This window comes from Streptomyces sp. NPDC033136 (genome assembly GCF_055578235.1).
In genome coordinates this window covers 218372-243091 of sequence record NZ_JBVIPD010000006.1, presented here as the reverse complement: position 1 = coordinate 243091, position 24720 = coordinate 218372, and the positions used below count along the sequence as shown (strand labels likewise).

General features: G+C 71.8%; 25 protein-coding genes. 11 read left to right on the top strand and 14 right to left on the bottom strand.

Annotated features, from left to right (window positions below; translation table 11 throughout):
• Positions 1 to 61: 61 nt before the first annotated feature.
• The gene (locus ACZ5TL_RS13975) at positions 62 to 1255 is read right to left on the bottom strand and encodes an argininosuccinate synthase (protein WP_468589813.1); all 1194 of its coding nucleotides are present in this window, start codon (positions 1253 to 1255) and stop codon (positions 62 to 64) included.
• Between the two features lie 216 nt (positions 1256 to 1471).
• Here ACZ5TL_RS13975 and ACZ5TL_RS13970 point away from each other — a divergent pair, with 216 nt between their 5' ends.
• The 6 genes from ACZ5TL_RS13970 to ACZ5TL_RS13945 all read left to right on the top strand — a co-directional run bounded on the left by ACZ5TL_RS13970 (position 1472) and on the right by ACZ5TL_RS13945 (position 7221).
• The gene (locus ACZ5TL_RS13970; protein ID WP_468589811.1) at positions 1472 to 2377 is read left to right on the top strand and encodes a hypothetical protein; all 906 of its coding nucleotides are present in this window, start codon (positions 1472 to 1474) and stop codon (positions 2375 to 2377) included.
• A 140-nt stretch (positions 2378 to 2517) separates the two neighbouring features.
• Complete coding sequence (locus ACZ5TL_RS13965; RefSeq protein ID WP_468589809.1) at positions 2518 to 3105, top strand: pyridoxamine 5'-phosphate oxidase family protein; 588 nt, start codon at positions 2518 to 2520, stop codon at positions 3103 to 3105.
• A 3-nt stretch (positions 3106 to 3108) separates the two neighbouring features.
• The gene (locus ACZ5TL_RS13960) at positions 3109 to 3804 is read left to right on the top strand and encodes a L,D-transpeptidase family protein (protein ID WP_468589808.1); all 696 of its coding nucleotides are present in this window, start codon (positions 3109 to 3111) and stop codon (positions 3802 to 3804) included.
• Between the two features lie 137 nt (positions 3805 to 3941).
• Positions 3942 to 5324, top strand: a complete 1383-nt coding sequence (locus ACZ5TL_RS13955) for a ferredoxin reductase family protein (protein ID WP_468589806.1) — start codon at positions 3942 to 3944, stop codon at positions 5322 to 5324.
• Positions 5325 to 5363: 39 nt separating this feature from the next.
• Positions 5364 to 6425: an FMN-binding protein gene (locus ACZ5TL_RS13950; protein WP_468589805.1), complete on the top strand. Its 1062-nt coding sequence runs from the start codon at positions 5364 to 5366 to the stop codon at positions 6423 to 6425.
• The gene (locus ACZ5TL_RS13945; RefSeq protein ID WP_468589804.1) at positions 6418 to 7221 is read left to right on the top strand and encodes an FAD:protein FMN transferase; all 804 of its coding nucleotides are present in this window, start codon (positions 6418 to 6420) and stop codon (positions 7219 to 7221) included. Before ACZ5TL_RS13950 ends, ACZ5TL_RS13945 begins: the two co-directional genes overlap by 8 nt.
• Before the next feature lie 214 nt (positions 7222 to 7435).
• On the opposite strand, the gene ACZ5TL_RS13940 is transcribed toward ACZ5TL_RS13945, so the two are convergent.
• The 6 genes from ACZ5TL_RS13940 to ACZ5TL_RS13915 all read right to left on the bottom strand — a co-directional run bounded on the left by ACZ5TL_RS13940 (position 7436) and on the right by ACZ5TL_RS13915 (position 14976).
• Positions 7436 to 7981, bottom strand: coding sequence for an arginine repressor (locus tag ACZ5TL_RS13940; protein ID WP_086561825.1), 546 nt, complete (start codon positions 7979 to 7981; stop codon positions 7436 to 7438).
• Positions 7982 to 7988: 7 nt separating this feature from the next.
• Positions 7989 to 9188: an acetylornithine transaminase gene (locus ACZ5TL_RS13935; RefSeq protein ID WP_468589803.1), complete on the bottom strand. Its 1200-nt coding sequence runs from the start codon at positions 9186 to 9188 to the stop codon at positions 7989 to 7991.
• Positions 9185 to 10102 (bottom strand): acetylglutamate kinase, encoded by a 918-nt coding sequence (argB, locus tag ACZ5TL_RS13930; protein WP_468589801.1) that lies wholly within the window; start codon positions 10100 to 10102, stop codon positions 9185 to 9187. Before argB ends, ACZ5TL_RS13935 begins: the two co-directional genes overlap by 4 nt.
• Complete coding sequence (gene argJ / locus ACZ5TL_RS13925) at positions 10099 to 11250, bottom strand: bifunctional glutamate N-acetyltransferase/amino-acid acetyltransferase ArgJ (protein ID WP_468589799.1); 1152 nt, start codon at positions 11248 to 11250, stop codon at positions 10099 to 10101. The genes argB and argJ overlap by 4 nt, the downstream gene beginning before the upstream one ends.
• Positions 11247 to 12275, bottom strand: a complete 1029-nt coding sequence (gene argC / locus ACZ5TL_RS13920; protein WP_468589798.1) for an N-acetyl-gamma-glutamyl-phosphate reductase — start codon at positions 12273 to 12275, stop codon at positions 11247 to 11249. Before argC ends, argJ begins: the two co-directional genes overlap by 4 nt.
• Before the next feature lie 220 nt (positions 12276 to 12495).
• On the bottom strand, positions 12496 to 14976 hold the full coding sequence (locus ACZ5TL_RS13915) for an alpha-L-arabinofuranosidase C-terminal domain-containing protein (RefSeq protein ID WP_468589796.1): 2481 nt from the start codon (positions 14974 to 14976) through the stop codon (positions 12496 to 12498).
• Between the two features lie 137 nt (positions 14977 to 15113).
• On the opposite strand from ACZ5TL_RS13915, the gene ACZ5TL_RS13910 reads away from it, so the two are divergent.
• Positions 15114 to 15554, top strand: coding sequence for a DUF6314 family protein (locus ACZ5TL_RS13910; protein WP_468590036.1), 441 nt, complete (start codon positions 15114 to 15116; stop codon positions 15552 to 15554).
• Here ACZ5TL_RS13910 and ACZ5TL_RS13905 read toward each other — a convergent pair.
• The 3 genes from ACZ5TL_RS13905 to ACZ5TL_RS13895 all read right to left on the bottom strand — a co-directional run bounded on the left by ACZ5TL_RS13905 (position 15536) and on the right by ACZ5TL_RS13895 (position 17808).
• Complete coding sequence (locus ACZ5TL_RS13905; RefSeq protein WP_468589795.1) at positions 15536 to 16129, bottom strand: histidine phosphatase family protein; 594 nt, start codon at positions 16127 to 16129, stop codon at positions 15536 to 15538. The genes ACZ5TL_RS13910 and ACZ5TL_RS13905 overlap by 19 nt on opposite strands.
• Positions 16130 to 16202: 73 nt before the next feature.
• The gene (locus ACZ5TL_RS13900) at positions 16203 to 16331 is read right to left on the bottom strand and encodes a hypothetical protein (protein WP_468589794.1); all 129 of its coding nucleotides are present in this window, start codon (positions 16329 to 16331) and stop codon (positions 16203 to 16205) included.
• Positions 16332 to 16371: 40 nt separating this feature from the next.
• Entirely contained in the window at positions 16372 to 17808 is a 1437-nt protein-coding gene (locus tag ACZ5TL_RS13895; protein WP_468589793.1) for an aminotransferase-like domain-containing protein, read from the bottom strand.
• On the opposite strand from ACZ5TL_RS13895, the gene ACZ5TL_RS13890 reads away from it, so the two are divergent.
• Positions 17807 to 18727 carry a DMT family transporter gene (locus ACZ5TL_RS13890; RefSeq protein ID WP_468589792.1) on the top strand — a complete coding sequence of 307 codons (921 nt, stop codon included), beginning with the start codon at positions 17807 to 17809 and terminating at the stop codon, positions 18725 to 18727. The genes ACZ5TL_RS13895 and ACZ5TL_RS13890 overlap by 2 nt on opposite strands.
• A 92-nt stretch (positions 18728 to 18819) precedes the next feature.
• Complete coding sequence (locus ACZ5TL_RS13885) at positions 18820 to 19020, top strand: DUF1918 domain-containing protein (protein WP_107458238.1); 201 nt, start codon at positions 18820 to 18822, stop codon at positions 19018 to 19020.
• A gap of 24 nt (positions 19021 to 19044) precedes the next feature.
• Here the strand turns inward: ACZ5TL_RS13885 and ACZ5TL_RS13880 are convergent, their stop codons facing one another.
• Positions 19045 to 20274 (bottom strand): glycoside hydrolase family 10-like protein, encoded by a 1230-nt coding sequence (locus ACZ5TL_RS13880; RefSeq protein ID WP_468589790.1) that lies wholly within the window; start codon positions 20272 to 20274, stop codon positions 19045 to 19047.
• Positions 20275 to 20454: 180 nt separating this feature from the next.
• Between ACZ5TL_RS13880 and ACZ5TL_RS13875 the strand changes: the two genes are divergently transcribed.
• Complete coding sequence (locus ACZ5TL_RS13875) at positions 20455 to 21330, top strand: 3-hydroxybutyryl-CoA dehydrogenase (protein ID WP_468589789.1); 876 nt, start codon at positions 20455 to 20457, stop codon at positions 21328 to 21330.
• Positions 21331 to 21352: 22 nt separating this feature from the next.
• Here ACZ5TL_RS13875 and ACZ5TL_RS13870 read toward each other — a convergent pair whose 3' ends face one another.
• Complete coding sequence (locus ACZ5TL_RS13870) at positions 21353 to 21583, bottom strand: hypothetical protein (RefSeq protein WP_468589787.1); 231 nt, start codon at positions 21581 to 21583, stop codon at positions 21353 to 21355.
• 218 nt (positions 21584 to 21801) lie between these two features.
• On the opposite strand from ACZ5TL_RS13870, the gene ACZ5TL_RS13865 reads away from it, so the two are divergent.
• Positions 21802 to 22059, top strand: a complete 258-nt coding sequence (locus ACZ5TL_RS13865; RefSeq protein WP_390990759.1) for a hypothetical protein — start codon at positions 21802 to 21804, stop codon at positions 22057 to 22059.
• A 1-nt stretch (position 22060) separates the two neighbouring features.
• Here the strand turns inward: ACZ5TL_RS13865 and ACZ5TL_RS13860 are convergent, their stop codons facing one another.
• Positions 22061 to 22606: an NUDIX hydrolase gene (locus tag ACZ5TL_RS13860; protein ID WP_468589785.1), complete on the bottom strand. Its 546-nt coding sequence runs from the start codon at positions 22604 to 22606 to the stop codon at positions 22061 to 22063.
• A 106-nt stretch (positions 22607 to 22712) separates the two neighbouring features.
• Complete coding sequence (locus ACZ5TL_RS13855) at positions 22713 to 24053, bottom strand: transcriptional regulator (RefSeq protein ID WP_468589784.1); 1341 nt, start codon at positions 24051 to 24053, stop codon at positions 22713 to 22715.
• Positions 24054 to 24720 lie beyond the last annotated feature (667 nt).

Below are 24720 nucleotides of genomic sequence, written 5' to 3'. Positions count from 1 at the left end.
GGGTGTGGGTGGGCCACCGCCTCGCCACGCGTGGGTGAGGAGGTGGTCATCACGCTACTGCTTACGCCAGGTCCCGCTGGGCCGCGATCTTCGACGACAGGCTGTAGATGTCGATGAAGCCCCTGGCAGCGGACTGGTCGAACGTGTCGCCCGTGTCGTAGGTCGCCAGGTCGAAGTCGTACAGCGACTGCTGCGAACGCCGGCCGGTGACGACCGCGCGACCGCCGTGGAGGGTCATCCGGATGTCACCGGTGACGTGCTGGTTCGCCTCGTCGACGAAGCCGTCCAGGGCGCGCTTGAGCGGGGAGAACCACTGCCCGTCGTAGACCAGTTCGCTCCAGCGCTGCTCGACGCCCCGCTTGTAGCGGGCGAGTTCCCGCTCGACGGTGACGTTCTCCAGCTCCTGGTGGGCGGTGATCAGGGCGATCGCGCCCGGAGCCTCGTACACCTCGCGGGACTTGATGCCGACGAGGCGGTCCTCGACCATGTCGATCCGGCCGATGCCCTGGGCGCCCGCGCGCTCGTTGAGCCGCTGGATCGCCTGGAGGACGGTGACGGGCTCGCCGTCGAGGGCGACGGGGACGCCCCGCTCGAAGGTGATGACCACCTCGTCGGGCTCGCGGGCGAGGGCCGGGTTGCGCGTGTACTCGTAGATGTCCTCGATCGGCGCGTTCCAGATGTCCTCGAGGAAGCCGGTCTCGATGGCGCGGCCGAAGACGTTCTGGTCGATGGAGTACGGGGACTTCCTGGTGGTCGCGATCGGCAGGCCCTTGTCCTCGCAGAAGGCGATGGCCTTGTCGCGGGTCATGGCGTAGTCGCGGACCGGGGCGACGCACCGCAGGCCGGAGGCGAGGGCGACGATGCCGGCCTCGAAACGGACCTGGTCGTTGCCCTTGCCGGTGCAGCCGTGGGCGACGGTGGTGGCGCCGTGCTTCCGGGCCGCGGCGACGAGGTGCTTGACGATCACCGGCCGGGACAGGGCGGAGACCAGCGGGTAGCGGTCCATGTAGAGGGCGTTGGCCTTGATCGCCGGGAGGCAGTACTCCTCGGCGAACTCGTCCCTGGCGTCGGCGACCTCGGCCTCGACGGCGCCGCAGGCGAGGGCGCGCTTGCGGATGACGTCCAGATCCTCGCCACCCTGGCCGACGTCGACCGCGACCGCGATGACCTCGGCGCCCGTCTCCTCGGCGATCCAGCCGATGGCGACGGAGGTGTCAAGACCGCCGGAGTAGGCGAGTACGACGCGCTCGGTCACGGGTTCTTCCCCTCATGCTGCACTCACTGACATGCATGAGTATGCAGAGCTTTGCATGATTCGTCAATCGGCCTCGGTCCGGGTGCCGGATTCCGGCCACGCGAGAGGAATTTGAAGATCCCTTGAACACACGAAACCGCTTGCCCGTACCTCTCGCCGAACGCAGGCGCCGCGTTTTGACACCGACGACACCCCGACCCCTAGTGAGGCACCCCCATGTCCAGGGCTCTTCCGAAGTACAACAAGCGTCGCGTCGCGTTCATCGGCGGCGCCGCCGCGGTGGCACTGTCCGGCACCGTGATCGCCGGCTTCGCCCTCGCCGGGGAGACGTCCGAGAACGGCGGGACGAACGCCCGGACGCTGGCGGGCCCCGGCACCATCAGCTGCCCGGACGTCACCGGCCAACTGCCGGCCATCCCCGCCTCGGCGCAGGCGGAGGTCGACCGCAACCTGGGACAGCTGGACACCCAGATCCAGGAGGCCAACAAGCGCCTGGTCGACACCGTCGGCCAGGGCGGGCCCAACTTCGTCCAGAACGCCATCCTCGGCCCGCTGGAGGACAAGCGGGTGGCCGCCCTCAACCGCATCGAGACCGCCATCGGGCGGGCCGCCGAGAAGCCCGAGGGCCTCGAGGCGTTCGCCGCCTGCCAGCTCAACGCCGACGGCGGCGCCGGAGCGGGCGAGGCGGCCGGCGGTGATGCGGGCGCCGGAGCCGGGGCGGGTGCCGGGGCCGGGGCCGACGCCGGTGAAGAGGCCGGTGCGGGCGCCGGAGCCGGTGCGGGCGCCGACGAGGACGGCGTCGGTGCGGGCCAGGCGGGGAACGCCGGTGTCGGCACCATCAGCTGCCCGGACGTCACCGGCCAACTGCCGGCCATCCCCGCCTCGGCGCAGGCGGAGGTCGACCGCAACCTGGGACAGCTGGACACCCAGATCCAGGAGGCCAACAAGCGCCTGGTCGACACCGTCGGCCAGGGCGGGCCCAACTTCGTCCAGAACGCCATCCTCGGCCCGCTGGAGGACAAGCGGGTGGCCGCCCTCAACCGCATCGAGACCGCCATCGGGCGGGCCGCCGAGAAGCCCGAGGGCCTCGAGGCCTTCGCCGCCTGCCAGCTCAACAAGTGAGGTGACAGGCGCTGTGGCCGCCCCGAGTGACGCCGGCCGGGGCGGCCACGGGCAGGCGCCCGCACGCGGGGTCCGGCAGAGGTGACCGGATCCCGCAATTCGTTAGACGGTCGAAAGACTTGGGCTCATAATCGCTGGACATGGGAAAGACACATGAGTGCATAGAGGGCCGGCTCCGCTCGTTCATCGAGGCGCAGCCGGTCTTCTTCACCGCCACCGCTCCCCTGTCCGCCGACGGCACGGTCAACCTCTCCCCCAAGGGCCTCAAGGGCTCCTTCGCCGTGCTCGACGAGCACACCGTCGCCTATCTCGACTTCGCCGGCTCCAACGCCGAGACCATCGCCCATCTGCGAGAGAACGGGCGGATCACCCTGATGTGGTGCGCCTTCGACGGCCCGCCGAACATCGTCCGCGTGCACGGCAGGGGTGAGCCCGTCTTCCGCGACGACCCTCGTTTCGCGGAACTGCTCGGCCGCTTCCCGGACATCGACCCGGCACGGCACGGCCTGCGCGCGATCATCCTCGTCACCGCCGAACTCGTCCGCGACACCTGCGGCTACGCGGTGCCCTTCATGGCGTACGAGGAGGACCGCGATCTGCACGGCAAGCGGTTCGCCCGGGAGGACGACGCCTCGCTCGGCGCCTACTTCGCCAAGAAGGAGCACGTCGCCACCAGCCTGGACGGACTACCCGGGCTGCCGTTGCCGCTGCCGCCCTCTACGGTCTGAGGCATGCGCACCGGTGCCGTCGCCCTCGCCGTCTCCTCCCTCGTCGCGCTCGGCGCCGGGCCGCCCGCCCCCGCGCCGCTGCCGGCCCGGATGGCGGACACCGGCGGCGGCACCCAGCTGATCACCGCGGTGGCCCCGGAGCGAGCCTCGACGTCCGGCACGGTCACCTGGTGGGACCGCTCCGGCGGGCGCTGGGTGAAGGCGGGTTCGGCGCCCGCGCGCTTCGGGGCGAACGGACTCGTCGAGGGCACCGCCCGCAAGCAGGGCACCAGCACCACACCCACCGGCCTGTACGGCCTGCCGTACGCCTTCGGTATCAACGCCGCGCCGGGCGGGACGGCGTACCCGTACCGCCGGGTGCACCGGGACTCCTGGTGGTGCCAGGACAACGGCTCCCGCTCCTACAACCGCTGGACCGAGCCTCGCGTGGCCGACTGCCGGGCCGCCGAGTCCGAGCACCTGATCACCTACGGGGAGCGGTACGCGTACGCGCTCGTCATCGGCTTCAACTACGAGCGTCCCGTGCGGGGGCGCGGCGCGGGCATCTTCCTCCATGTCAACGGGCGCGGGGCGACGGCCGGTTGCGTCTCCGTGCCGAGGGACGCGATGCGGCGGATCCTCGCCTGGGCGGACCCGGGGCGGCGGCCCCACATCGCCGTGGGAACGGCCGGCGGGACCACCGCCGTCACCCGCTACTAGGGCCGGGGGAGCCGCCCGCACCCCTCCCCCGGTTACCGCCGGTCACCCCCGTCCGTGCGCGACTCGGCAGGCGGCTGAACACTCCCGTGTCCTGGCACGTATCTGTGGGCCAAGGGTCAAGTCCCCACGGAGGAACCGTGACCACCACGCTCGCAGGCGGCCGTGCCGCCCGCCGCCAGACGATGCGCCGCATCCGCCCGCGCCGCTCCCCGGCCGTCCCGCTGCTGATCGCCCTGTGGGCCGGCGCGGCGGCCGTGCTGTGGCTGTGGTGGGACAACACACCGTCCCTCGCGGACACCTCCGCCAAAATCCTGGCCGCGGGCCGGATCACCGGCCTGCTCGCCGGGTACCTCATGGCGCTGGTGGTGCTTCAGATGGCCCGGGTACCCGCGCTGGAGCGCCGGGTGGGCACCGACCGGGTCGCCCGCTGGCACGCCATGACCGGGCGCTACACGCTCTGTCTGGTCCTCGCCCACGTCTTCCTCACCATGTGGGGCTACGCCCTGCAGGCGGGCAAGGGGCTCGGCGACATCGTGCAGCAGACGACCGACTCCATCAACCAGCTGCCGGACATGGGCAAGGCCGCCATCGGCACGGGCCTGCTGTTCGTCATCGGGATCCTGTCGATCGGCGGGGTGCGCCGGCTGATCGGGTACGACGCCTGGTATCACGTGCATCTGCTCACGTACGCGTCGGTGTACATGACGTTCTGGCACCAGATCACGACGGGCAACGAGTTCGCCGTCGAGCCGGCCGCGAAGACCTTCTGGTACGGGCTGTACGGCGTGGTGACCGCGCTGGTGCTCTGGTACCGGATCCTCACCCCGATCCGGCTGAACCTGCGGCACCGCATGCGGGTCGAGGCGGTCATCGAGGAGACGCCGGGAATCGTGTCCGTGCTGATCAGCGGGCGCAAGCTGCACCGGATGGGCGCGGAGGCCGGGCACTTCTTCCGGTGGCGGTTCATGGCGCCGGGCATGCGCTTCAGCTCGCACCCGTACTCGCTGTCGGCGGCGCCCCGCCCGGACATGCTGCGGATCACCGTCAAGGCGATCGGCGACCACACCTCCCGGCTGCGCGAGCTGACGCCCGGCACCAAGGTGTGGGCGGAGGGCCCGTACGGCGCGATGACCGCGCAGCGCCGCAGTCGCGGCAAGGTCCTGCTGGTCGCGGGCGGCGTGGGGATCACCCCGATGCGGGCCCTGTTCGAGACGCTGCCCGGCGCCTCCGGTGACATCACACTCCTTTACCGGGCCAACAGCACCCAGGACCTGGCCCTGTGGGGCGAACTCGCCAAGATCGCCGACGAGCGCGGCGCGCGGCTGATGTACGCGGTCAACAGCCCGGACGGGGAGCGCCCCGACATCTCGGCGGAGTCCCTCCAGCGGAAGATCCCGGACATCGACAACCACGACGTGTTCATGTGCGGGCCGCCCGGCTTCGCGCAGTCCGTCTACGAGGCACTGCGCGGCGCGGGAGTCCCCGCCCGCCGTATCCATCACGAGTCGTTCGAGATGTGAGCGACGGGACACAACGGCCCTTCAGGAGCTTGAGAAACAATGAGGAAGAGTCACCCCCTCCGGCGTGCCGTACTCGCCGGCGCAGCCACCGTCTCCGGGATCGTGCTGCTGCTGTCCCTGAAGCCCGCCTCCGACCCGGGATCGGCCCAGGCGGCGGGCGGCCAGCTGCCACCCGCCGCGGCCGGGCAGGCACCGCAGGGCGGCGTGAACGGCGCGGTCACCGGTGACGCGGCGCAGACGCAGTACGGCGCGGTGCAGGTGCGCCTGACCATGAGCGGCGGGAAGATCACGCAGGCCGAGGCGGTGCAGGCGCCCAAGGGCGGCCGCAGCGACCAGATCACCGCCAGCTCGGTGCCGCGCCTGAACCAGGCGGCGGTGGCCGCGCAGAACGCGGACATCGACGCCGTGTCCGGGGCGACGTACACCAGCGCCGGCTACAAGGAGTCACTCCAGTCGGCCCTGGACAAGGCCAAGGCCGCGGGCGGCGCCTCGCAGGGCTCGGGCACCGCGCAGACCCTGACGGGTGATGTGGCGCAGACCGAGTACGGCCCGGTCCAGGTCCGCATCACCGTCGCCGGCGGGAAGATCACGAAGGCCGAGGCGGTCCAGGCCCCCAAGGGCGGCCGCAGCGACCAGATCACCGCCTCCTCCGTGCCCCGCCTCAACCAGGCCGCCGTCGCGGCCGGAAACGCGCAGATCGACGCCGTCTCGGGCGCCACCTACACCAGCGCCGGCTACAAGCAGTCCCTGCAGTCCGCCCTGGACAAGGCTCCGGCAGGCGGCGGCGCCTCCCAAGCGGCCGGCTCGGGAGGCGGCGGTCAGGCCTCGGCGCAGACCCTCACGGGCAGTGTCGCGCAGACCGAGTACGGCCCGGTCCAGGTCCGCATCACCGTCGCCGGCGGGAAGATCACGAAGGCCGAGGCGGTCCAGGCCCCCAAGGGCGGCCGCAGCGACCAGATCACCGCCTCCTCCGTGCCCCGCCTCAACCAGGCCGCCGTCGCGGCCGGAAACGCGCAGATCGACGCCGTCTCGGGCGCCACCTACACCAGCGCCGGCTACAAGCAGTCCCTGCAGTCGGCGCTGGACCAGGCCGGTGGCTGAGACCGTGGCCGACTCCGCACAGGCTCCCGCCGCGGTACGTCACGCGGAGGAGACGATGGGGACCGTCTTCTCGCTGGACGTCCGCGGCGGGGAACCGGCCGCCGTGCGCGCGGCCGTGGACGAGGTCGTGGCCGGGCTGCACCGGGTCGACGAGGTGTTCAGCACCTATCGCGAGGACAGCCAGATCTCCCGGCTGCAGCGCGGGCAGGTGACCGTCGGGGAGTGCGATCCCGAGGTCGCCGAGGTGCTCGGGCTGGCGGCCGAGGCGGAGCGGCTGAGCGACGGCTGGTTCAGCACGTCGTACCAGGGCCGCCTCGATCCGACGGGCATCGTCAAGGGCTGGGCGGTCGAGCGGGCGGCGCTGCGGCTGGCGGAGGTGCCCGGGGTGTGCGGGGTGAGTGTCAACGGCGGCGGGGACGTGCAGGTGCTGGGGTCGCCGGGGGCGCAGCGGCCGTGGCGGGTGGGGGTGTCGGATCCGCTGCGGCCGGGGGGTCTCGCGGCGGTCGTCTCCGCGGCCGGGGTGACGGAGTTGTCCGTGGCCACGTCCGGTACGGCGGAACGGGGTGCGCACATCGTCGACCCCCGTACGGGGCGTTCCGCGGTGACCGACCTGGTCGCCGTGACGGTGGTGGGGCCTCGGCTGACGTGGGTGGACTGCTGGGCGACCGCGGCGTTCGCGATGGGCTCCCGGGAGGGTCTGGCGTGGCTGGAGTCGTTGCCGGGGGTGGAGGCGCTGCTGATCACGGCTGGGGACGAGGTGCGGTGTACGGGCGGGTTGGCGGCACGGCTGGGGTGAGTGGCGCCCAGGACGGGTGGGTGCGCGGCCCGGCGTAACGGGGTGCCTCCCCCAAGCTCTCGGCTCCGCTCGAGCAGGGGGCGCCCCCATCGCCCGCCCGTGCCGCCCCCGTCGGCACGCATGCCCGCGGCTCAGCCGGCCTGGGGGCGCGGGGAACGGCGCGACCGGCCGCACACCACCCGCACCCGGCCGGGAACGATGACCCCGACGGCGCTCAGTGCCCGTTCTGCGCCAGCCTCAGCAGGTGATCCGCCAGCGCCTGTCCCCCGTCCGGGTTCCGGCTGATCAGCAGCAAGGTGTCGTCACCGGCGATCGTCCCCAGGATGTCGTGCAGCTCCGCCTGGTCGATGGCCGAGGCCAGGAACTGCGCAGCCCCCGGAGGGGTACGCAGGACCACGAGGTTCGCCGAGGCCTCCGCGGAGATCAGCAGCTCCTGCGAGAGCCGCCGCATCCGCTCCTCCTTCGCCGACCCGCCCAGCGGAGCGCGCGGCGTGCGGAAACCGCCCTCGCTCGGCACCGCGTAGATGAGGTCACCGTCGGCGTTGCGGATCTTCACCGCGTTCAGCTCGTCGAGGTCCCGGCTGAGCGTCGCCTGCGTGACGCTCAGCCCGTCGTCGGCGAGCAGCTTCGCCAGCTGACTCTGCGAGCGCACCGGCTGCCGGTTGAGGATGTCCACGATCCGGCGGTGGCGTGCGGTGCGGGTCTGCGGCACGGCGGGCCCGTTCGCCCCCGGCTGCTCGTGGTCCTGCGCCTGGCTCATCGTCGTCTCATTCCCCGGATCGTCCGTCCCCGCTGACTGCCTGGAGGATGCCGGGCAGCGCCCCGAGGAACGCGTCCGCCTCGTCGTCGCCGAGGTTCAGCGGCGGCATCAGCCGGACGACGTCGGGGGCGGGCACGTTCACCAGGAATCCGGCCTCCTGAGCCGCCTGGCGCACCTGCGGCGCGAGCGGCTCGGTGAGCACGATACCCAGGAGGAGTCCCGCGCCCCGGACGAAATCGATCAACTGGTGGCCGAGGCCCTCGATTCCGTCCCGCAGCCTCTCGCTCTGCCGCTTGACGTTCTCCAGCAACCCCTCGTTCTCGATGGTGTCGAGGACGGCGAGCCCGGCGGCGCAGGCGACCGGGTTGCCGCCGAAGGTCGTGCCGTGCTGGCCGGGCTGGAGCAGGTCCGCGGCCCGTCCGAAGGCGACGGTCGCGCCCAGCGGCAGTCCGCCGCCTAGCTGCTTGGCGAGGGTGACGACGTCGGGCAGGACGCCCTCGTGGGCCTGGTACTCGAACCAGTTCCCGGTGCGGCCGATGCCGGTCTGCACCTCGTCGAGGACGAGGAGCGCCCCGGTCGCGGCGGTGATCGCGCGGGCGGCCTTGAGGTAGCCGGCGGGCGGCACGACGACGCCGAGCTCGCCCTGGACCGGCTCGAGGATGACGAGCGCGGTCTCCTCGGTGACGGCGGCGGCCAGGGCCTGCGCGTCGCCGAAGGGCACGTGGGTGACGTCGCCGGGCAGTGGCAGGAAGGGCTCCCGCTTCGCGGGCTGGCCGGTCATGGCGAGGGCGCCCATGGTCCGCCCGTGGAAGGCGCCCTCGGTGGCCACGATGTGGGTCCGCCCGGTCAGCCGGCCGATCTTGAAGGCGGCCTCGTTGGCCTCGGCGCCGGAGTTGCAGAAGAAGACCTTGCCGTCCCGGCCGAAGAGCCGCAGCAGGCGTTCGGCGAGGGCGACGGTCGGCTCGGCCATGAAGAAGTTGGAGATGTGGCCGAGGGAGCCGATCTGCCGGGTCACGGCCTCGACGATCGCCGGGTGGGCGTGGCCGAGGGCGTTGGTCGCGATGCCGCCGACGAAGTCGAGGTACTCGTTGCCGTCGGCGTCCCACACCCTGGTGCCCTCGCCGCGCGCCAGGGGCAGCAACGGGGTGCCGTAGTTGTTCATGAGCGCGCCCTGCCACCGCTGGGCGAACTCCTGATGGGCGGTCATACGGCTTCCCCCTCTTGCTCGTCGGCCACGACCATCGTGCCGATGCCCTCGTCGGTGAAGATCTCCAGCAGGATCGAGTGCGGGACCCGGCCGTCGATGACGCGGGCGGTGGTGACGCCGCCCCGTACGGCGTGCAGGCAGCCCTCCATCTTCGGCACCATGCCGGACGACAGGTCCGGCAGCAGCCGCTCCAGCTCGGAGGCGGTGAGGCGGCTGATCACCTCGTCGCTGTTCGGCCAGTCCTCGTAGAGTCCCTCGACGTCCGTGAGGACCATGAGGGTTTCGGCGCCCAGAGCAGCAGCGAGTGCCGCAGCCGCCGTATCAGCATTGACGTTGTAGACATGGCCCTTGTCACTGTCGTCCTGGGAGCGGGCGATCGAGGAGACGACCGGGATCCGGCCGTCGGCGAGCAGGGCCTCGATGGCGCCCGTGTCGATGGCGGTGATCTCGCCGACCCGCCCGATGTCGACGAGTTCGCCGTCGATCTCGGGCTGGTGCTTGGTGGCGGTGATGGTGTGCGCGTCCTCGCCCGTGAGGCCGACGGCGAGCGGCCCGTGCCGGTTGAGCAGCCCGACCAGCTCCCGCTGCACCTGACCGGCCAGCACCATCCGTACGACGTCCATGGCGTCCTCGGTGGTCACCCTGAGGCCCGCCTTGAACTCGCTGACGATGCCGTGCTGGTCCAGGGCGGCGCTGATCTGCGGGCCGCCGCCGTGCACGACGACGGGCTTGAGGCCCGCGTGGTGCAGGAAGACGACGTCCTGAGCGAAGGCGGCCTTCAGGTCCTCGTCGACCATGGCGTTGCCGCCGAACTTGATGACGACGGTCTTGCCGTTGTGCCGGACCAGCCAGGGCAGCGCCTCGATGAGGATCCGGGCCTTGGGCAGGGCGGTGTGTTTGCGGGTGGTGCTCATGAGGAGTACGCGCTGTTCTCGTGGACGTAGTCCGCGGTGAGGTCGTTGGTCCAGATCGTCGCGGTCTCGGACCCGGCGGCGAGGTCGGCGACGATGTGCACCTCGCGGTAGCGCATGTCGACCTTGTCGCGGTCCTCGCCGACACCGCCGTTCTTGCACACCCAGACGCCGTTGATCGCGACGTTGAGCCGGTCGGGCTCGAAGGCGGCGCTCGTCGTGCCGATCGCCGACAGCACCCGGCCCCAGTTGGGGTCCTCGCCGTGGATGGCGCACTTGAGGAGGTTGTTGCGGGCGATGGAACGGCCCACCTCGACGGCGTCGTCCTCGGTCGCCGCGTTGATCACCTCGACCTTGATGTCCTTGCTGGCGCCCTCGGCGTCCCGGATGAGCTGCTGCCCGAGGTCGTCGCAGGCCTGCCGGACGGCCTCCGCGAACTCCTCGTACCGGGGGGTGACGCCGGCCGAGCCGGAGGCGAGCAGCAGCACGGTGTCGTTGGTGGACATGCAGCCGTCGGAGTCGACCCGGTCGAAGGTCGTCCGGGTGGCCGCCCGCAGCGCCTTGTCCAGGGCCTCGTCGTCCAGGGCCGCGTCGGTGGTGAGGACGACGAGCATGGTGGCAAGGCCGGGGGCGAGCATCCCCGCGCCCTTTGCCATGCCGCCGACGGTCCAGCCGTCCCGGGTGACGACGGACGTCTTGTGGACGCTGTCGGTGGTCTTGATGGCGATGGCGGCCTTCTCGCCACCGTGCTCGCTCAGGGACGCGGCGGCCTTCTCGACGCCCGGGAGCAGCTTGTCCATCGGCAGGAGCACACCGATGAGGCCGGTCGAGCAGACGGCGACCTCGATGGCGCCCCGCCCGAGGACCTCGGCGGTCTTCTCGGCCGTGGCGTGGGTGTCCTGGAAGCCCTTCGGGCCCGTACAGGCGTTGGCCCCGCCGGAGTTGAGGACGACGGCGGAGACCTGACCGCTCTTCAGCACCTGCTCGGACCACAGGACCGGGGCGGCCTTCACACGGTTGGCGGTGAAGACGCCGGCGGCGGCGCGGCGGGGGCCGTTGTTGACCACGAGGGCCAGGTCGGGGTTGCCGTTCTCCTTGATCCCGGCGGCGATGCCCGCCGCCGTGAATCCCTTTGCTGCCGTCACACTCACGGCGCAACTCCGATCGTCGTCAGTCCGGTGGTCTCGTCGAGACCGAGGGCGATGTTCATGCTCTGGACGGCACCGCCCGCGGTGCCCTTGGTGAGGTTGTCGATGGCGCTGATCACGATGATCCGTCCGGCGGCCTCGTCGTACGCGACCTGCACCTGAACGGCGTTCGAACCGTAGACGGACGCCGTGGCGGGCCACTGGCCCTCGGGGAGCAGGTGCACGAACGGCTCGTCGGCGAAGGCCTTCTCGTAGACGGCGCGCAGGGACTCGCCCGTGACGCCTGCCTTCGCGGACGCGCTGCAGGTGGCGAGGATGCCCCGGGGCATCGGCGCGAGGGTCGGCGTGAAGGACACGGAGACCGGCTCCCCCGCCGCCGCGCTGAGGTTCTGGGTGATCTCGGGGGTGTGCCGGTGCCCGCCGCCGACGCCGTAGGGGGACATCGAGCCCATGACCTCGCTGCCCAGCAGATGCGGCTTGGGCGCCTTGCCCGCGCCGGAGGTGCCGGACGCGGCGACGATCACGGCGTCGGCCCCGGCCAGGCCCGCCGCGTACGCCGGGAAGAGGGCGAGGGAGACGGCGGTCGGGTAGCAGCCGGGTACCGCGACACGCTTGGACCCCTCCAGCGCGGCGCGGGCACCCGGCAGTTCGGGAAGGCCGTAGGGCCAGGTTCCGGCGTGGGGCGAGCCGTAGAACTTCTCCCAGGCGGCGGCGTCCGTCAGCCGGAAGTCGGCGCCCATGTCGACGACCAGCACGTCCGGGCCGAGCCGCTCGGCGACGGCGGCGGACTGTCCGTGCGGCAGAGCGAGGAAGACGACGTCGTGACCGGCGAGGACCTCCGGAGTGGTTTCCTGGAGCACTCGGCCGGCCAGCGGCAGCAGGTGCGGCTGGAGCGCACCGAGCCTCTGCCCCGCGTTGGAGTTACCGGTCAGGGCACCGATCTCGATCTCGGGGTGCGCCAGGAGCAGACGCAGCAGTTCCCCGCCCGCGTATCCACTCGCTCCGGCCACTGCCGCACGTACCGCCATGGAACCTCCTCCTTAGAGGGCATGACTATACGTTTCTCCGCAGTTTTATGCAATCCCGGGCGGGTGCCGTGGGGAGTGGGCGCCGTGGGGGCCCGCAGAAACGAGGCCGGCGATCCCATGTGCCCGGGAGGGGCCGATGTCCCGCGGACAGCGGCCCCTCGCGCGAGTCCTCCTCCTACTCGACCACCCTCCTGCTTGATCGTCCTACCGCTTGATCGTCCTACCGCTTGATCCTCAGGAACGTGACGGAGTTCGCCGGGAAGGTGTAGGTGAACTTCTTCGCCACACCCCGGAAGGTGGACGTCACCGGCGTCACCGGTGTGTCCGTCTCGGTGTTCACCGCGTCCTGGTCGGCGGCCAGCGTGGTCACGCGGGCCGTGGAGGCGACCTTGGCGCGACCGAGGTCGACGGTCGTACGGGCCTCGGCGGGCTGGGCGTTGACGACCTTGACGATCAGGTCACCCGTCTTCGCGTCCCTGGTGACGACCTGGCGGAATGGCTCGGCCGGCTTGTCGTCCCTGAAACTGCCCCACTCCTCGCCGTCCAGGAACAGGGTGACCTGGCGGCCGCGCACCTTGATGTCGATGTCGTAGGCACGGCCCGTCTCGATCGACCCGGCCTTCGTCATCAGCGTGCCCTTGCCTCCGTCGACGGCCTGCTCGATCGCGGACTGGGTGTTGTTCCAGCCGCCCAGGTTCCACCAGTAGTAGTTGCCGGTGTCCTTGACGCCGAAGGCGACGAGGAAGCCCTCGCTGCCGGACTTCTTGGTGGCCCTCACATGCAGGTCGTAGTCCTTCCAGGCCGGGTCACCCGCCATGACCATGGTGTTCTCGGCGGCGGTGTCGGTCTGGACGTACTGCCCGTCCTGGACGCTCCAGCTGCCGGCGCCGCTGTGCTTCCACTGCGAGGCGTCGCCGGAGAAGTCGTCGCTCAGCAGGGTCGAGCCGTCCGCCGAGGTGACCCTCACGTCGTCGTACGCGGCACTGGTCGCCCAGGTGGACAGGCCGACGGCACCCGTGATCGGGCCGCTGACGTTCGGCGTGGTCGTGGCCCTCGACGGGACGACGCGGTCGCCGACGTTGGTCATGAACAGCTTCTGGACCTCGTAGTTGGCCGAGTTCCAGGAGGCCCGGTTGTTGAACCAGATCATGTCCGGCCGCCACTGCACGTAGTCCTCGTTGGCGAGCAGCGGGGCGTAGGAGGCGAGCTTGACGATGTCCGCGTTGCGCTCCAGGCCGGTCATGAACGCGGCTTCGGAGAGGCCGTTCTTCCAGGCGTTGCCCTGGGAGGCGTACTCGCCGAGGAAGACCTTGGGACCCTCGCGGTCGTAGGAGTCGTAGCGGTCGTTGTTCTGGAGGAACCAGTTCGGGCTGTTGTAGTAGTGCTCGTCGACCATGTCGACCTTGCCCTCGCGGTTGAGCTGCCAGGCGGTGTCGAAGGTCGTGCCGGCGTCATCGGGTCCCGAGTTGGAGATGACGGTGATGTCGGGGTACTTGGCCTTGATGGCGGCCCGGAACTGCTCGAAGCGGGCGAAGAACTCCTTGGGGAGGTTCTCCTCATTGCCGACCCCGAGGTGGGTCAGGTGGAACGGCTTGGGGTGGCCCATCCGCGCCCGCACCTTGCCCCACTTCGAGGTCGCCGGGCCGTTGGCGAACTCGATGAGGTCGAGCGTGTCCTGGATGTGCCGCTTGAGCAGGGCGTCGTCGTCGGTGGCCTTGTTCTGGCCGCAGCCGGTCACCAGGGCGGGGACGACGGGCAGCGGCATGGCGCCGATGTCCTCGGAGAAGCGGAAGTACTCGTAGTAGCCGAGGCCATAACTCTGGTTGTAACCCCAGAAGTTGGCGTTGGTGGCGCGTTCCTCGACCGGGCCGATGGTGTCCTTCCACTGGTAGCTGCGCTTGCGCTGCCAGTTGGAGGCCTCGCTGTAGTCCTCCATGGAGCCGGTGTTGACCAGGCAGCCGCCGGGGAAGCGCACGAAGCCCGGCTTCAGGGCGGCGATCTTCTCGGCGAGGTCCTTGCGCAGGCCGTTCGGCTGGTTCTTGTAGGTGTCACGCGGGAAGAGCGAGATCTCGTCGAGCGCGGCGGCGTTCGCCGAGGCGACGGCGAGCCGGCCGCGGTTGCTGGTGCGGGTCGCGGTGAAGGTGGCCCTGTACTTGGCCCAGCCGCCCTTCACGGCGACCCGGCGGGCGGCGGCCAGACCGCCCGCGGCGTCCTTCAGCGAGACGGTGAGCGTGCTGCCGCTCCCGGCGCGGGCCCACACGGAGAAGTCGTACTTCTTGCCCCGCTCGACCCGGATGCCGGTGTTGTAGCCCGCGTTCGTCACGGACGAACCGGCGCCCAGGGAGAGGTAGTTGCGGTTGCGCTCGTTGAGCCGCCCGGAGTCGTTCACGACCTGGGCCGTGCCGTCGGCCGACCAGGAGGTCAGGGGCGTGTAGGAGCCATTGTCGGCGGTGGAGTACTCGAAGGAGCGGTTCTGCACGAGCTCGGCGTACAGACCGCCGTCGGCGGCCCGGTTGATGTCCTCGAAGAAGACGCCGTACATCGCGTCGTCGATCTTCGCGCCCTGGGCGGACGGGTCGACGGTGATGGCGTAGTCGGTGACGTCCTCGGCGTGCGCGGGGGCCGGTACTAGGGCTGCCGCCGTCAGGAGGGCGGTGGCCGTGAGACCGAGTCTCCATCGGGTGCGGGCGGTGCGTGGCATGGATACTCCGCGGCTCTCTGGTAGAGGAGTGTTCGAAATATCAAACGCTGATCAGCACTTCGAACGGCAAGATAGGCAGGGGGCCGATGCGCGTCAATGGGTCGCGCAGCCACGCCCAGGACGGAGAGCGGGACGGGATGGGCGAGTTCTGGCCAGTGCCGGACGTGCTGGCGTATCTGGCCGGGAGGTGGCGCGTGACGCGCTCGGTGCGGGATCTCGCGAGCGGCGCGGAGGGCGGGTTCACCGGAAGCACCCTCTTCGACGCGCAGGACACCGGAGGGCTGCTGCACCACGAGTCCGGCACCTTCGTCTGGCAGGGCGTCGCCCGGCCCGCCGAGCGGACGCTGCGGTTCCTGCCCGGCCCGGGCGGCACGGCGGACGTGCGGTTCGCGGACGGGCGGCCCTTCCACGACCTGGATCTGACATCCGGGCGGCATGTCGCCGGGCACCCCTGCGCGGCGGACCTCTACCGCGGCGAGTTCGCGGTCCGCGACGCGGACCACTGGACGACGGTGTGGCGGGTCCGCGGTCCCGCCAAGGACCTCGTCCTGCGCACCGGCTACGCGCGCGAGGGCTGAGCGCAGGCCCCGTCGAAACGCAGGTTCCACCGGCCCGCCCGGCCGGTCAGCGCGGTCGTCGACAGCGGGCGGACGTCGAGGTTCCAGTACGTCGACGGCGGCGCCTTCAGCGCGTACACCAGGGCGGCCCGGATCACGGACGGCTCGGCCACCGCCACCACCCGGCAGCCGTCCTCGACGGGCCGGGTGTCCAGCCAGCCGCCGACGCGGGTGATGAAGTCCACCAGCGACTCCCCGCCGTGCGGAGTGGCTCGCGGGTCGGCGAGCCAGGCGTCCACAGCCTCGGGGTCCCGGGCCATCGCCTCGCCCAGGGTCAGCCCGCGCCACCGGCCCATGTCGCAGTCGCGCAGGCCGAGCTGCACGAGCGGCGCGTACCCGAGCCCCTCCCCCGTCGCCCGGCTGCGCGGGGTCGGCGAGCAGTAGCGCAGCTCGGCCGCGGCGAGCTGCAGCAACTCCTGGGCGGCCCGCTCCACCTCACCCCAGCCGGCCTGGTCCAGCGGCCGGTCGTCCTCGAAACGTTCGGCGAGCAGCGGAGAGCTGCGCGCGGCGGCGACGAACGTGACCCGAAGTGGCATGCGGAGATCGTGAGTGCCGCAAGTGCGCAGGTCAAGAGGTGTTGTCCGGGAATTACCCAGGGTGCACCGGCCCTCACGGGCCGAAGACGAGCGCCATCCACTCCTCGGGCCGCTCCAGCGCCGCGAACCCGTGCCGGGCGTAGGAGCCCGTGCGCGTCAAGCGGGTCCAGCGGCCCTCGGACAGGCCCGGCGTGTCGGTCATGGCGCGATGCTCGCAGGACGGCGGCGAGGGCGTCGAGCGGCTATCCCAGCACCTCGTCGCAGGCCGTCCGCAGCCGCCGCACCCCCTCCGCGATCTCCCCGGTTCCCGCCACCGCCGCGAAGCTCAGCCGGATGTGCGCGGCCGGCGGCTCCGCGCTGAAGTAGGGGCGGCCGGGGGTGACCGCTACGCCGGCCCGCAGGGCGGCCGACACCAGCGCCGGCTCGTCCGCTCCGTCGGGCAGACGGGCCCACAGGTGGTAGCCGCCGGACGGGACGTGCGGCAGGGCCGGCGCCGGCAGGTGCAGCGCCAGCGCGGACGTCATCGCGTCCCGGCGGGCCTTCAGCTCCGCGGAGACGGCCCGCAGGTGACGCGGCCAGGCGGGCGAGCCGACGAGTTCGAGGGCGGCCTCCTGCAGGGGGCGCGGCACGAAGAAGGTGTCGACCACCTGGATGGCGCGCAGCCGCTCCAGGACCGGGCCCCGGGCGGCGAGGGCGCTCACGCGGAAGCTCGGCGAGGTCGCCTTGGTGAGCGAGGAGACGTGGACGACCACGCCGTCGGGGTCGTCGGCGGCCAGCGGGCGCGGCAGCGGCCCCGCGTCCTCGTGCACGAGCCGCCGTACGAAGTCGTCCTCGACGACGAACGCGCCCGCGGCGCGGGCGATGCGCAGCACCTCGGCGCGCCGCCCGGGCGCGAGCACGGCCCCGGTGGGGTTCTGGAAGAGCGGCTGGCAGACGAAGGCCGGGGCACCGGTGGCCCGGAAGGCGTCGGCGAGCAGCGCCGGCCTCACCCCGTCGGCGTCCACCGGGACGGGCACCGGGCGCAGACCGGCGGCACGGGCGATGGCGAGCATGCCGGGGTAGGTCGGCGACTCGACCAGGACGGGCGCGCCGGGCGGGGCGAGGGCGCGCAGCGCGGTGGTGAGCGCGGACTGGCCGCCCGCGGTGACCAGCACCTCGGCAGCCGTGACGGCCCCGCCGATGCTCCGCGCGAACCACTCGCGCAGCTCCGGCAGCCCCTCCATGGGCGGCCGCCCCCAGGCACCGGGACGGCGCCCGGCGCGCGACAGGGCGGCGGCCATCGCCCGCTCCGGCTGCAGCGACGGGTGCAGATAGCCGCCGTTGAACTCGATCACGCCGGGCGGCGGCGCGGCCAGCGACACCAGCACCCCGGAGGCGTCCACCGAGCGCGGTACGAGGTCGGCGGCACCGTCCGCGCTGAGCGCGACCTCCTGCCAGGAGGTGTCCCCGGCGGGCGCCGGCGCCGTCCGGGCCTGTGCGCGGAAGGCACCGGCGCCGGGCCGGGTGACCACCAGCCCCTCGGCGGCCAGCTGCGCCAGGGCCCGCGACACCGTCACCGGACTCACCCGGAACCGCTCGACGAGGGCCCGGCTCGACGGCAGCTTTCCTCCAGGCGAGTAGCGGTCGAGCTCCCGCCGCAGCCGTTCCGCCAGTTCACCGACACTGCTACGCTCATGCATGAGAGCACAGAGTAGCGCTACTACCGCATCCTCGATAGCAGTCGCCACCCCGGCCCGGGACCGCCCCGGCTTCGGCACCCTCCAGGCAGCCCTCGGCGTCATCGCGTTCTCCCTCACCTTCCCCGCCACCGCGTGGGGACTGGAGGGCTTCGGGCCCTGGTCTCTGGTCGCCGTACGCAGCGTTCTCGCGGCGGTGATCGCGGGCGGTGCTCTGCTCGCGCTGCGGGTGCCGCTGCCCGCCCGCCGCCACTGGTTCGGCCTCGCGGTCGTCGCGGCCGGTGTAGTCCTCGGCTTCCCGCTGCTCACCACGCTCGCGCTGCAGACCTCGACCACCGCGCACGCCGCCGTCGTGGTCGGTCTGCTCCCGCTGACCACGGCGCTCTTCTCCGCCCTGCGCGTCGGCACCCGGCCCTCGCGCATCTTCTGGTGCGCGGCCCTCGCGGGCGCGGCGGCGGTGGCCGTCTTCACCGTGCGGCAGAGCGGCGGCGCCCTGACCACCGCCGACCTTTACCTCTTCGCCGCGCTGCTGGTCTGCGCGGCCGGCTACACCGAGGGCGGCAGGCTGGCCCGGGTCATGCCGGGCTGGCAGGTGATCGGCTGGGCGCTGGTGCTGTGCCTGCCGCTGACCGTCCCCGTCGCCCTGTTCGCCCTGGCGCAGGAACCCGTACGGCTCACCGCGCACAGCGTCACCGGGCTGCTGTGGGTCGCGGCCGGCTCCCAGTTCGCCGGGCTGGTCCTCTGGTACCGGGGCATGGCGGCCATCGGCATCCCCAGGGCCAGCCAGTTGCAGCTCGCCCAGCCCCTGCTCACACTGGTGTGGTCGGTGCTGCTGCTGGGCGAGCACCTGACGGTGGCCGCCCCCCTGACGGCCGCGGCGGTGCTGGTCTGCATCGCCGTCACACAGCGGGCCCGCGGCTGAGCGGGACGGCGCACGGCCCCTGCCCACAGGCGGCCCCGCCGTAGGCTCAAGGCCACGGACCGCTGCTCCCGCCCATCGTGAGGAGGCCCCAGATGCGCGCAACCGTGGGCGACCAGCTTGTCCAGCACGGCAGGGTGGTCGGTCAGCACGACAAGGTCGGCGAGATCGTCGAAGTGCTCGGCCAGGAAGGCGGCCCCCCGTACCGCGTCCGGTTCGAGGACGGGCACGAGGGCGTGTGCTCCCCGGGGCCCGACACCGAGATCCGGCACCGGGAAACCACCACCGGGCCCTGACGCGGCCCACCGGGCCGCCGTGATTCAGCGCGGGGGTGGAGCCGGCTGCCTGTAGTGGTCGGCGACCACCCGCGCCATCGCCCCGATCCGGTCGGCCGCCACGTCCCTGGCGGCGAAGAAGACGTGCCCGCGCACCTGCGCGTGCTCCCCGGCCAGCGTCAGGTGCCGGGACAGCTCGGCCGCTTCCTGCCAGGCCGCGGGCTGCGCCGGGTCGCCGGCCTTGTACAGCGCCTCCCCCACGTAGAGCTGCGTCGAGCTGCCGCGCGCGACCTCCGCCCACCAGGGCACCAGCTTGGCGTAGTCGGCGGCGGCGAAGCCGATGTTCCAGTACAGCTGCGGGACGATGTAGTCGATCCAGCCCTCCCGGACCCACTTCCTGGTGTCCGCGTGCAGATCGTCGTACGTCTCCACGCCGGCCCGGGTGTCCGAGCCGAGCGGGTCGGTGGCGGCGTTGCGCCATACGCCGAACGGGCTGATGCCGAAGCGGGCGCCCGGCCGGGCCTCCTTGATGCGGTCCGCCGTCTCGCGCACCAGCCGGTCGATGTTGTCCCGCCGCCACGCGGCCCGGTCCGGGAAGCCGCCGCCGTGCTCGGCGTAGGTGTCGCCGTCGTCGAAGGTCTGTCCCGCCACCGGGTACGGGTAGAAGTAGTCGTCGAAGTGGACACCGTCCACGGGGTACTTCGCCACCGCGTCGAGCATCGCGTCCTCGACGAAGGCGCGGACCTCGGGCAGCCCCGGGTCGTAGTAGAGCTTGCCGCCGTACGTCACCACCCAGTCCGGGTTCCTGCGGGCGGGGTGGGAGGAGGCGAGCCGGGCCGGGTCGGCGTGGGCCGCCACCCGGTACGGATTGAACCAGGCGTGCAGCTGCAGCCCCCTGGCGTGAGCCTCTTCCACGGCCGTGCCCAGCGGGTCCCAGCCCGGGTCCTTGCCCTGGGTGCCCGTGAGGACGTGCGACCACGGCTCGTACGGCGAGGGCCACAGGGCGTCCGCCGTCGGCCGGACCTGGAAGAACACGGTGTTGAGCCGGTTGCGGACCGCCGTGTCGAGATGGGTGAGCAGCTCGGCGCGCTGCTGCGAGGCGGTCAGCCCCGCCTTCGACGGCCAGTCGCGGTTGGCCACGGTCGCGAGCCACACACCCCGCATCTCGGCGGCCGGCGCCCCGCCCTTCCGTCCGGGCGCGGCCGACGCCGAAGGCATCATCGTGAAGGCCGACAGCGCCGCCACCGCGAACGCCCTGCGTGACACTCGTCCCATCCGCATGCCCCAAAAAGCCGCGGACCCGCCCGGTCGCGGATCGCTCCGGGCCCAGCATGCCCGACGCGAACGCCACCCCCGCGATCGATCATCGATACTTGGGAGTAACGTGCACGAACGGAGCAGGCGCCGGGACCCGGCCGTCCTGCCCGGTCGTGGATCAGCAGCGAAAGGGACGATGTGACGGAGACCCCAGCGGGAGACATTGCACGCGTCGGAGTCGTGGGCTGCGGTCAGATGGGCGCGGGGATCGCCGAGGTGTGCGCCCGGGCCGGCCTGGACGTCATGGTCGCCGAGACCACCGGCGAAGCCCTGGAGATCGGCCGCACCCGGCTGTTCACCTCCCTGGCCAAGGCAGCCGAGCGTGGCAAGATCACCGAGGAGGAGCGGGAGGCCACGCTGGCCCGCCTGAGCTTCACCACGGACCTCGGCGAATTCGCCGACCGTGACCTGGTGATCGAGGCCGTCGTCGAGAACGAGCAGGTCAAGACCGAGATCTTCCAGGTGCTGGACCAGGTCGTGACCCGGCCGGACGCCATCCTGGCCTCCAATACGTCCTCGATCCCGCTGGTGAAGCTGGCGGTGGCGACCTCGCGGCCCGACCAGGTCATCGGCATCCACTTCTTCAACCCGGCCCCGGTCCAGAACCTCGTCGAGCTGATCCCGGCGCTCACCACGTCCGAGGTCACGATCGGCCGTGCCCAGCTCTTCACCGAGAAGCTGCTCGGCAAGCACGCGATCCGTGCCCAGGACCGCTCCGGCTTCGTGGTCAACGCGCTGCTGATCCCGTACCTGCTCTCCGCGATCCGGATGTTCGAGACGGGCATCGCGAGCCGCGAGGACATCGACAACGGCATGGAGATGGGCTGTGCCCACCCGATGGGCCCGCTGAAGCTCTCCGACCTCATCGGCCTGGACACGGTCGCCTCGGTGGCCCAGTCCATGTACGAGGAGTACAAGGAGCCGCTGTACGCCGCTCCCCCGCTGCTCCAGCGCATGGTCGACGCGGGCCGGCTGGGCCGCAAGACGGGCTCGGGCTTCTACACGTACGGCTGACCGCCCCGGTACGGCCGACACCTCAACGCCGCCGCTCCTCCGGCCACGGCCGGAACCGGCGGCGTCCCCATTCCGCCGCCTGCTCGTTGAGGCGGCGGCGCAGCCAGCCCATCCAGAGGGCGAGCGGGGTGGCCACGAGAGCGAGCAGCAGCGCCGTGCCCCACCCCTCTCCGCCGGGGGAGAACCGGAACACCACGACCAACAGCGCGTAGAACGCCAGCGCGTACGCCGCGTTCTTCTGCCACTTCGTCATGGCACCCCGGGTACCCCCGCAGCCGGTTACGGACGGTCAGGTTTCGGCCAAGTCGCGGGCCCGGCACCTGAGATGGTGCCGGGCCCACGGCATTCACACACCGTGTGCGCGCCGGGCCCGCATATGCCCTACGCACACTCTCCCCAGGCGCCCACCAGGCGAGTTGACTCCTCAGCGCAGGCAAGGGATGTGAAACGACTACGGAAAGGAGCGGACACGTGACTGCCGATCCCGAGCATCCCGTCGTCCACGGAGAACTCGCAGAGTTACGACGCCGCCTCGATGTGGCGTACGCCCGCGTCGAGGGCGGACTGGCTCTGCTCAGCCACCGCACCGAGGAGACCGCCAAGGAACTGGACGAGCTCAACACCCGGATCCACACACTCGAACACGCGCGCTGGCCGCTGCCCGCGGTCGCCGCCCTCACCGCCGTGGGTGCCCTCGTCGTGGCGATCTGGCAGGCGCTGGGACACTGACTCAGGGCAGCGTGTCCTGACCGAGCCTGAGATGGTGCAGCAGAAGTAACGCGGCCGCCATGTTGGCGGCCGGGACCTCGCCGCGGGCGACCATGTCGGGGACGAGCTTGAGGGGCACCCACTCCCGGCGGTCCGACTCGAAGTCGTCCACGGGGTGCCCGACGTACTCGCCCTGGTCGGCCCAGTACACGTGGTGCCGGGCGTCGGTGAGCCCGTTGGACGGCTCGACGCTCATGAGGTGGTGCAGGGGTCCCGGCCGCCAGCCGGTCTCCTCCTCCAGTTCCCTGGCGGCCGCACGGGCGATGTCCTCGCCGTCCTCGACCACCCCCGCCGCGAGTTCCCACCCCCAGCTGTCGGTGATGAAGCGGTGCCGCCAGAGCAGCAGCACCTCGTTGGCCTCGTTGACGACCGTGGCCACGGCAACGGGCCGCAGCCGTATCAGGAAGTGGTCGAGGTGCCGGCCGTCCGGCAGTTCGACATCCGCGAGATTGACGCTGAACCAGCGGTTTGAGTACACAGTTTGCTCGTTGCGTTTCGTCCACTGCACGGTTCTGCCACCTTCCGTCGAGTAAGTGGCAATATCGCAGCAGGGACGGAGGGACAGCAGGCGCACAGGAAGCGGCTCGGTGCGACACGGGCGCCGCTGCCCGGATCTACAACGGTACGCGCAGTGCCCCGTCGATGAGTTCGGCGGCCTCGGACGTGCCGGCGCACCCGTTGCGCACCAGGTGCTCCCGCACCGCGCGCAGCCGGTCGCGCAGCCGCTGGGACTCCATGCCCCGGGCCTGCTCGGCCATCTGCACGGCGATGACCACCGCCTTGTCGGCGTTGCCCTGCCGCAGCTCGATGGTGCTGAGCATCGCCAGCCGGTGCACCCGGCCGCGGTCGTGCGCGGGGTTGTCGACGGCCGCAGCGGCATGCTCCCCGGCGGCCGCGATCTCCCCGAGGCTCAGCAGCGCCTCCGCCACCTGGACGTTGACCAGCCCCGGCTGCACATAGCCGGTCTCGTCGGGCTCGTACCCGCGCCGGATGCGCTCGGCGGCCTGCTCGGCCCGCCGGATGCAGGACAGGGCGCTGCTGCCGTCGCCGAGATGCGCGTACGCCTTGGCCTGCATCGCGTACAGGTCGGAGGCGAGCGCCGGGGTGATGTGCTTCCCGGCGGCCCGCAGCGCGGCCTCCGCGAAGGCGACCGCCTGCCGGTACTCCCGCATGAACAGCGACTGGTTGACCAGCAGGGCGATCACATACGCCCCGAGCCCCCGGTCCCCGCTGGCCTTCGCGAGCCGCAGCGCCTGGTGGAAGTAGCGCTGGGCGAGCCCGTGCGCGTCCGAGTCGTACGCGCAGATGCCGGCCACCGCCACCAGTCCGCCCGTGGCGCGGTGCAGTTGGCGGCCGGTCCGGTCGGTGTAGCTGCCGCGCAGCAGCGGCGCGGCCTCGGAGTTGAGGAAGCCGACGATCCGGGCCCGTGTCGCGATGCCCCCGGCCTTGCGGTACATCTGCTCGTAGTGCGTACGGGCGGCCCGCAGCATCTCCAGGTCGCCCGGGGTGACCCGGTGTCTGCCGCCCCGGGAGACGTCCACGTCCTCGGGCGGGTTCTCCCATTCCCACACCGGCATGACGGCGGGTGTGCCGGTGAGGGCGGGCGCCCCCAGGATGTGCGGGCGCTGCTGCTGATCGGAGCGCCACAGGGCGGTGGCCCGCTCGACGAACCCGGACAGCGAGCCGGTGTGCGGTGCGGACGGCTCGCCGGGTACGCCGAGTCCGATGTCGTCGAGGGTGACCTGCCGCCGCAGCCGGGACGCGAGCACCTCGCAGATCAGGTCGGGCACCTGGCCCCGGGGGCGCTGCCCCTTCAGCCAGCGTGCGACGGCGGTGTGTTCGTACCTCAGGGACAGGCCGCGTGCCCGTCCCGCCTGGTTCACGTGTGCGGCCAGCCCCGCGTGCGAGATCCCCGCCTCGTCCAGGATCGCGTCGAGCAGAGTGTTGGGCTGCATGTGGGCCCCCCGGGTGGCTCGGTGCGGTCAGGGTAGTGGGTTCGCCTTCACACGGGGTGTGAACGGAGTGCCCGAATCCGTGCTGTGTGCGCGCTGTCGCTGAGAGTCGTCGGCCGGTTGACTGACTTGCCTCGAAAGAGGCCGGCCGGGCCGTCGGCTCCCCCTCGTACAGTGCGGCGGCCCGCTCCCGCCGTCCGCCCGGCTGCCTGCCCGACACTCCGTGGCGGGGCGGACGGCTCGGCCCTGGGCAGACCGAGGCTGCGCACCCGACCCCTGATGCGGATCATGCCGATGGCCCCCCAGTAGGCCCTGACACACAGAATCGGACCGGCCCGAAGAGGCTGGTCCGATTCTGTCGACAGCCCACCCGAAAGGGCAGGGTTGCCTACCTTTACCACTCAAACGAGTGAGGTGTCCCCAGTCCCGGGGCGCGGGGAACTGCGCGACCAGCCACAACGAGTCCGCAGCCGGCACCTCCGCGCAGCCCCACGACGCTGGTGCCGCGGCAGGCAACGTTTGCCCGTCAAGGAGCGGCGTCCGGTGCGTGCTCTCGGCGTGCCGGCCGGAAGTCCTCGTACTGGATGTACCTGGGCTTTCGGCCGGTGCGGCGAGTGGGGGTCCCCCCTGCTCGAAGAGCTTGGGGGAGCGTGCCGGGCATCGCGACGGG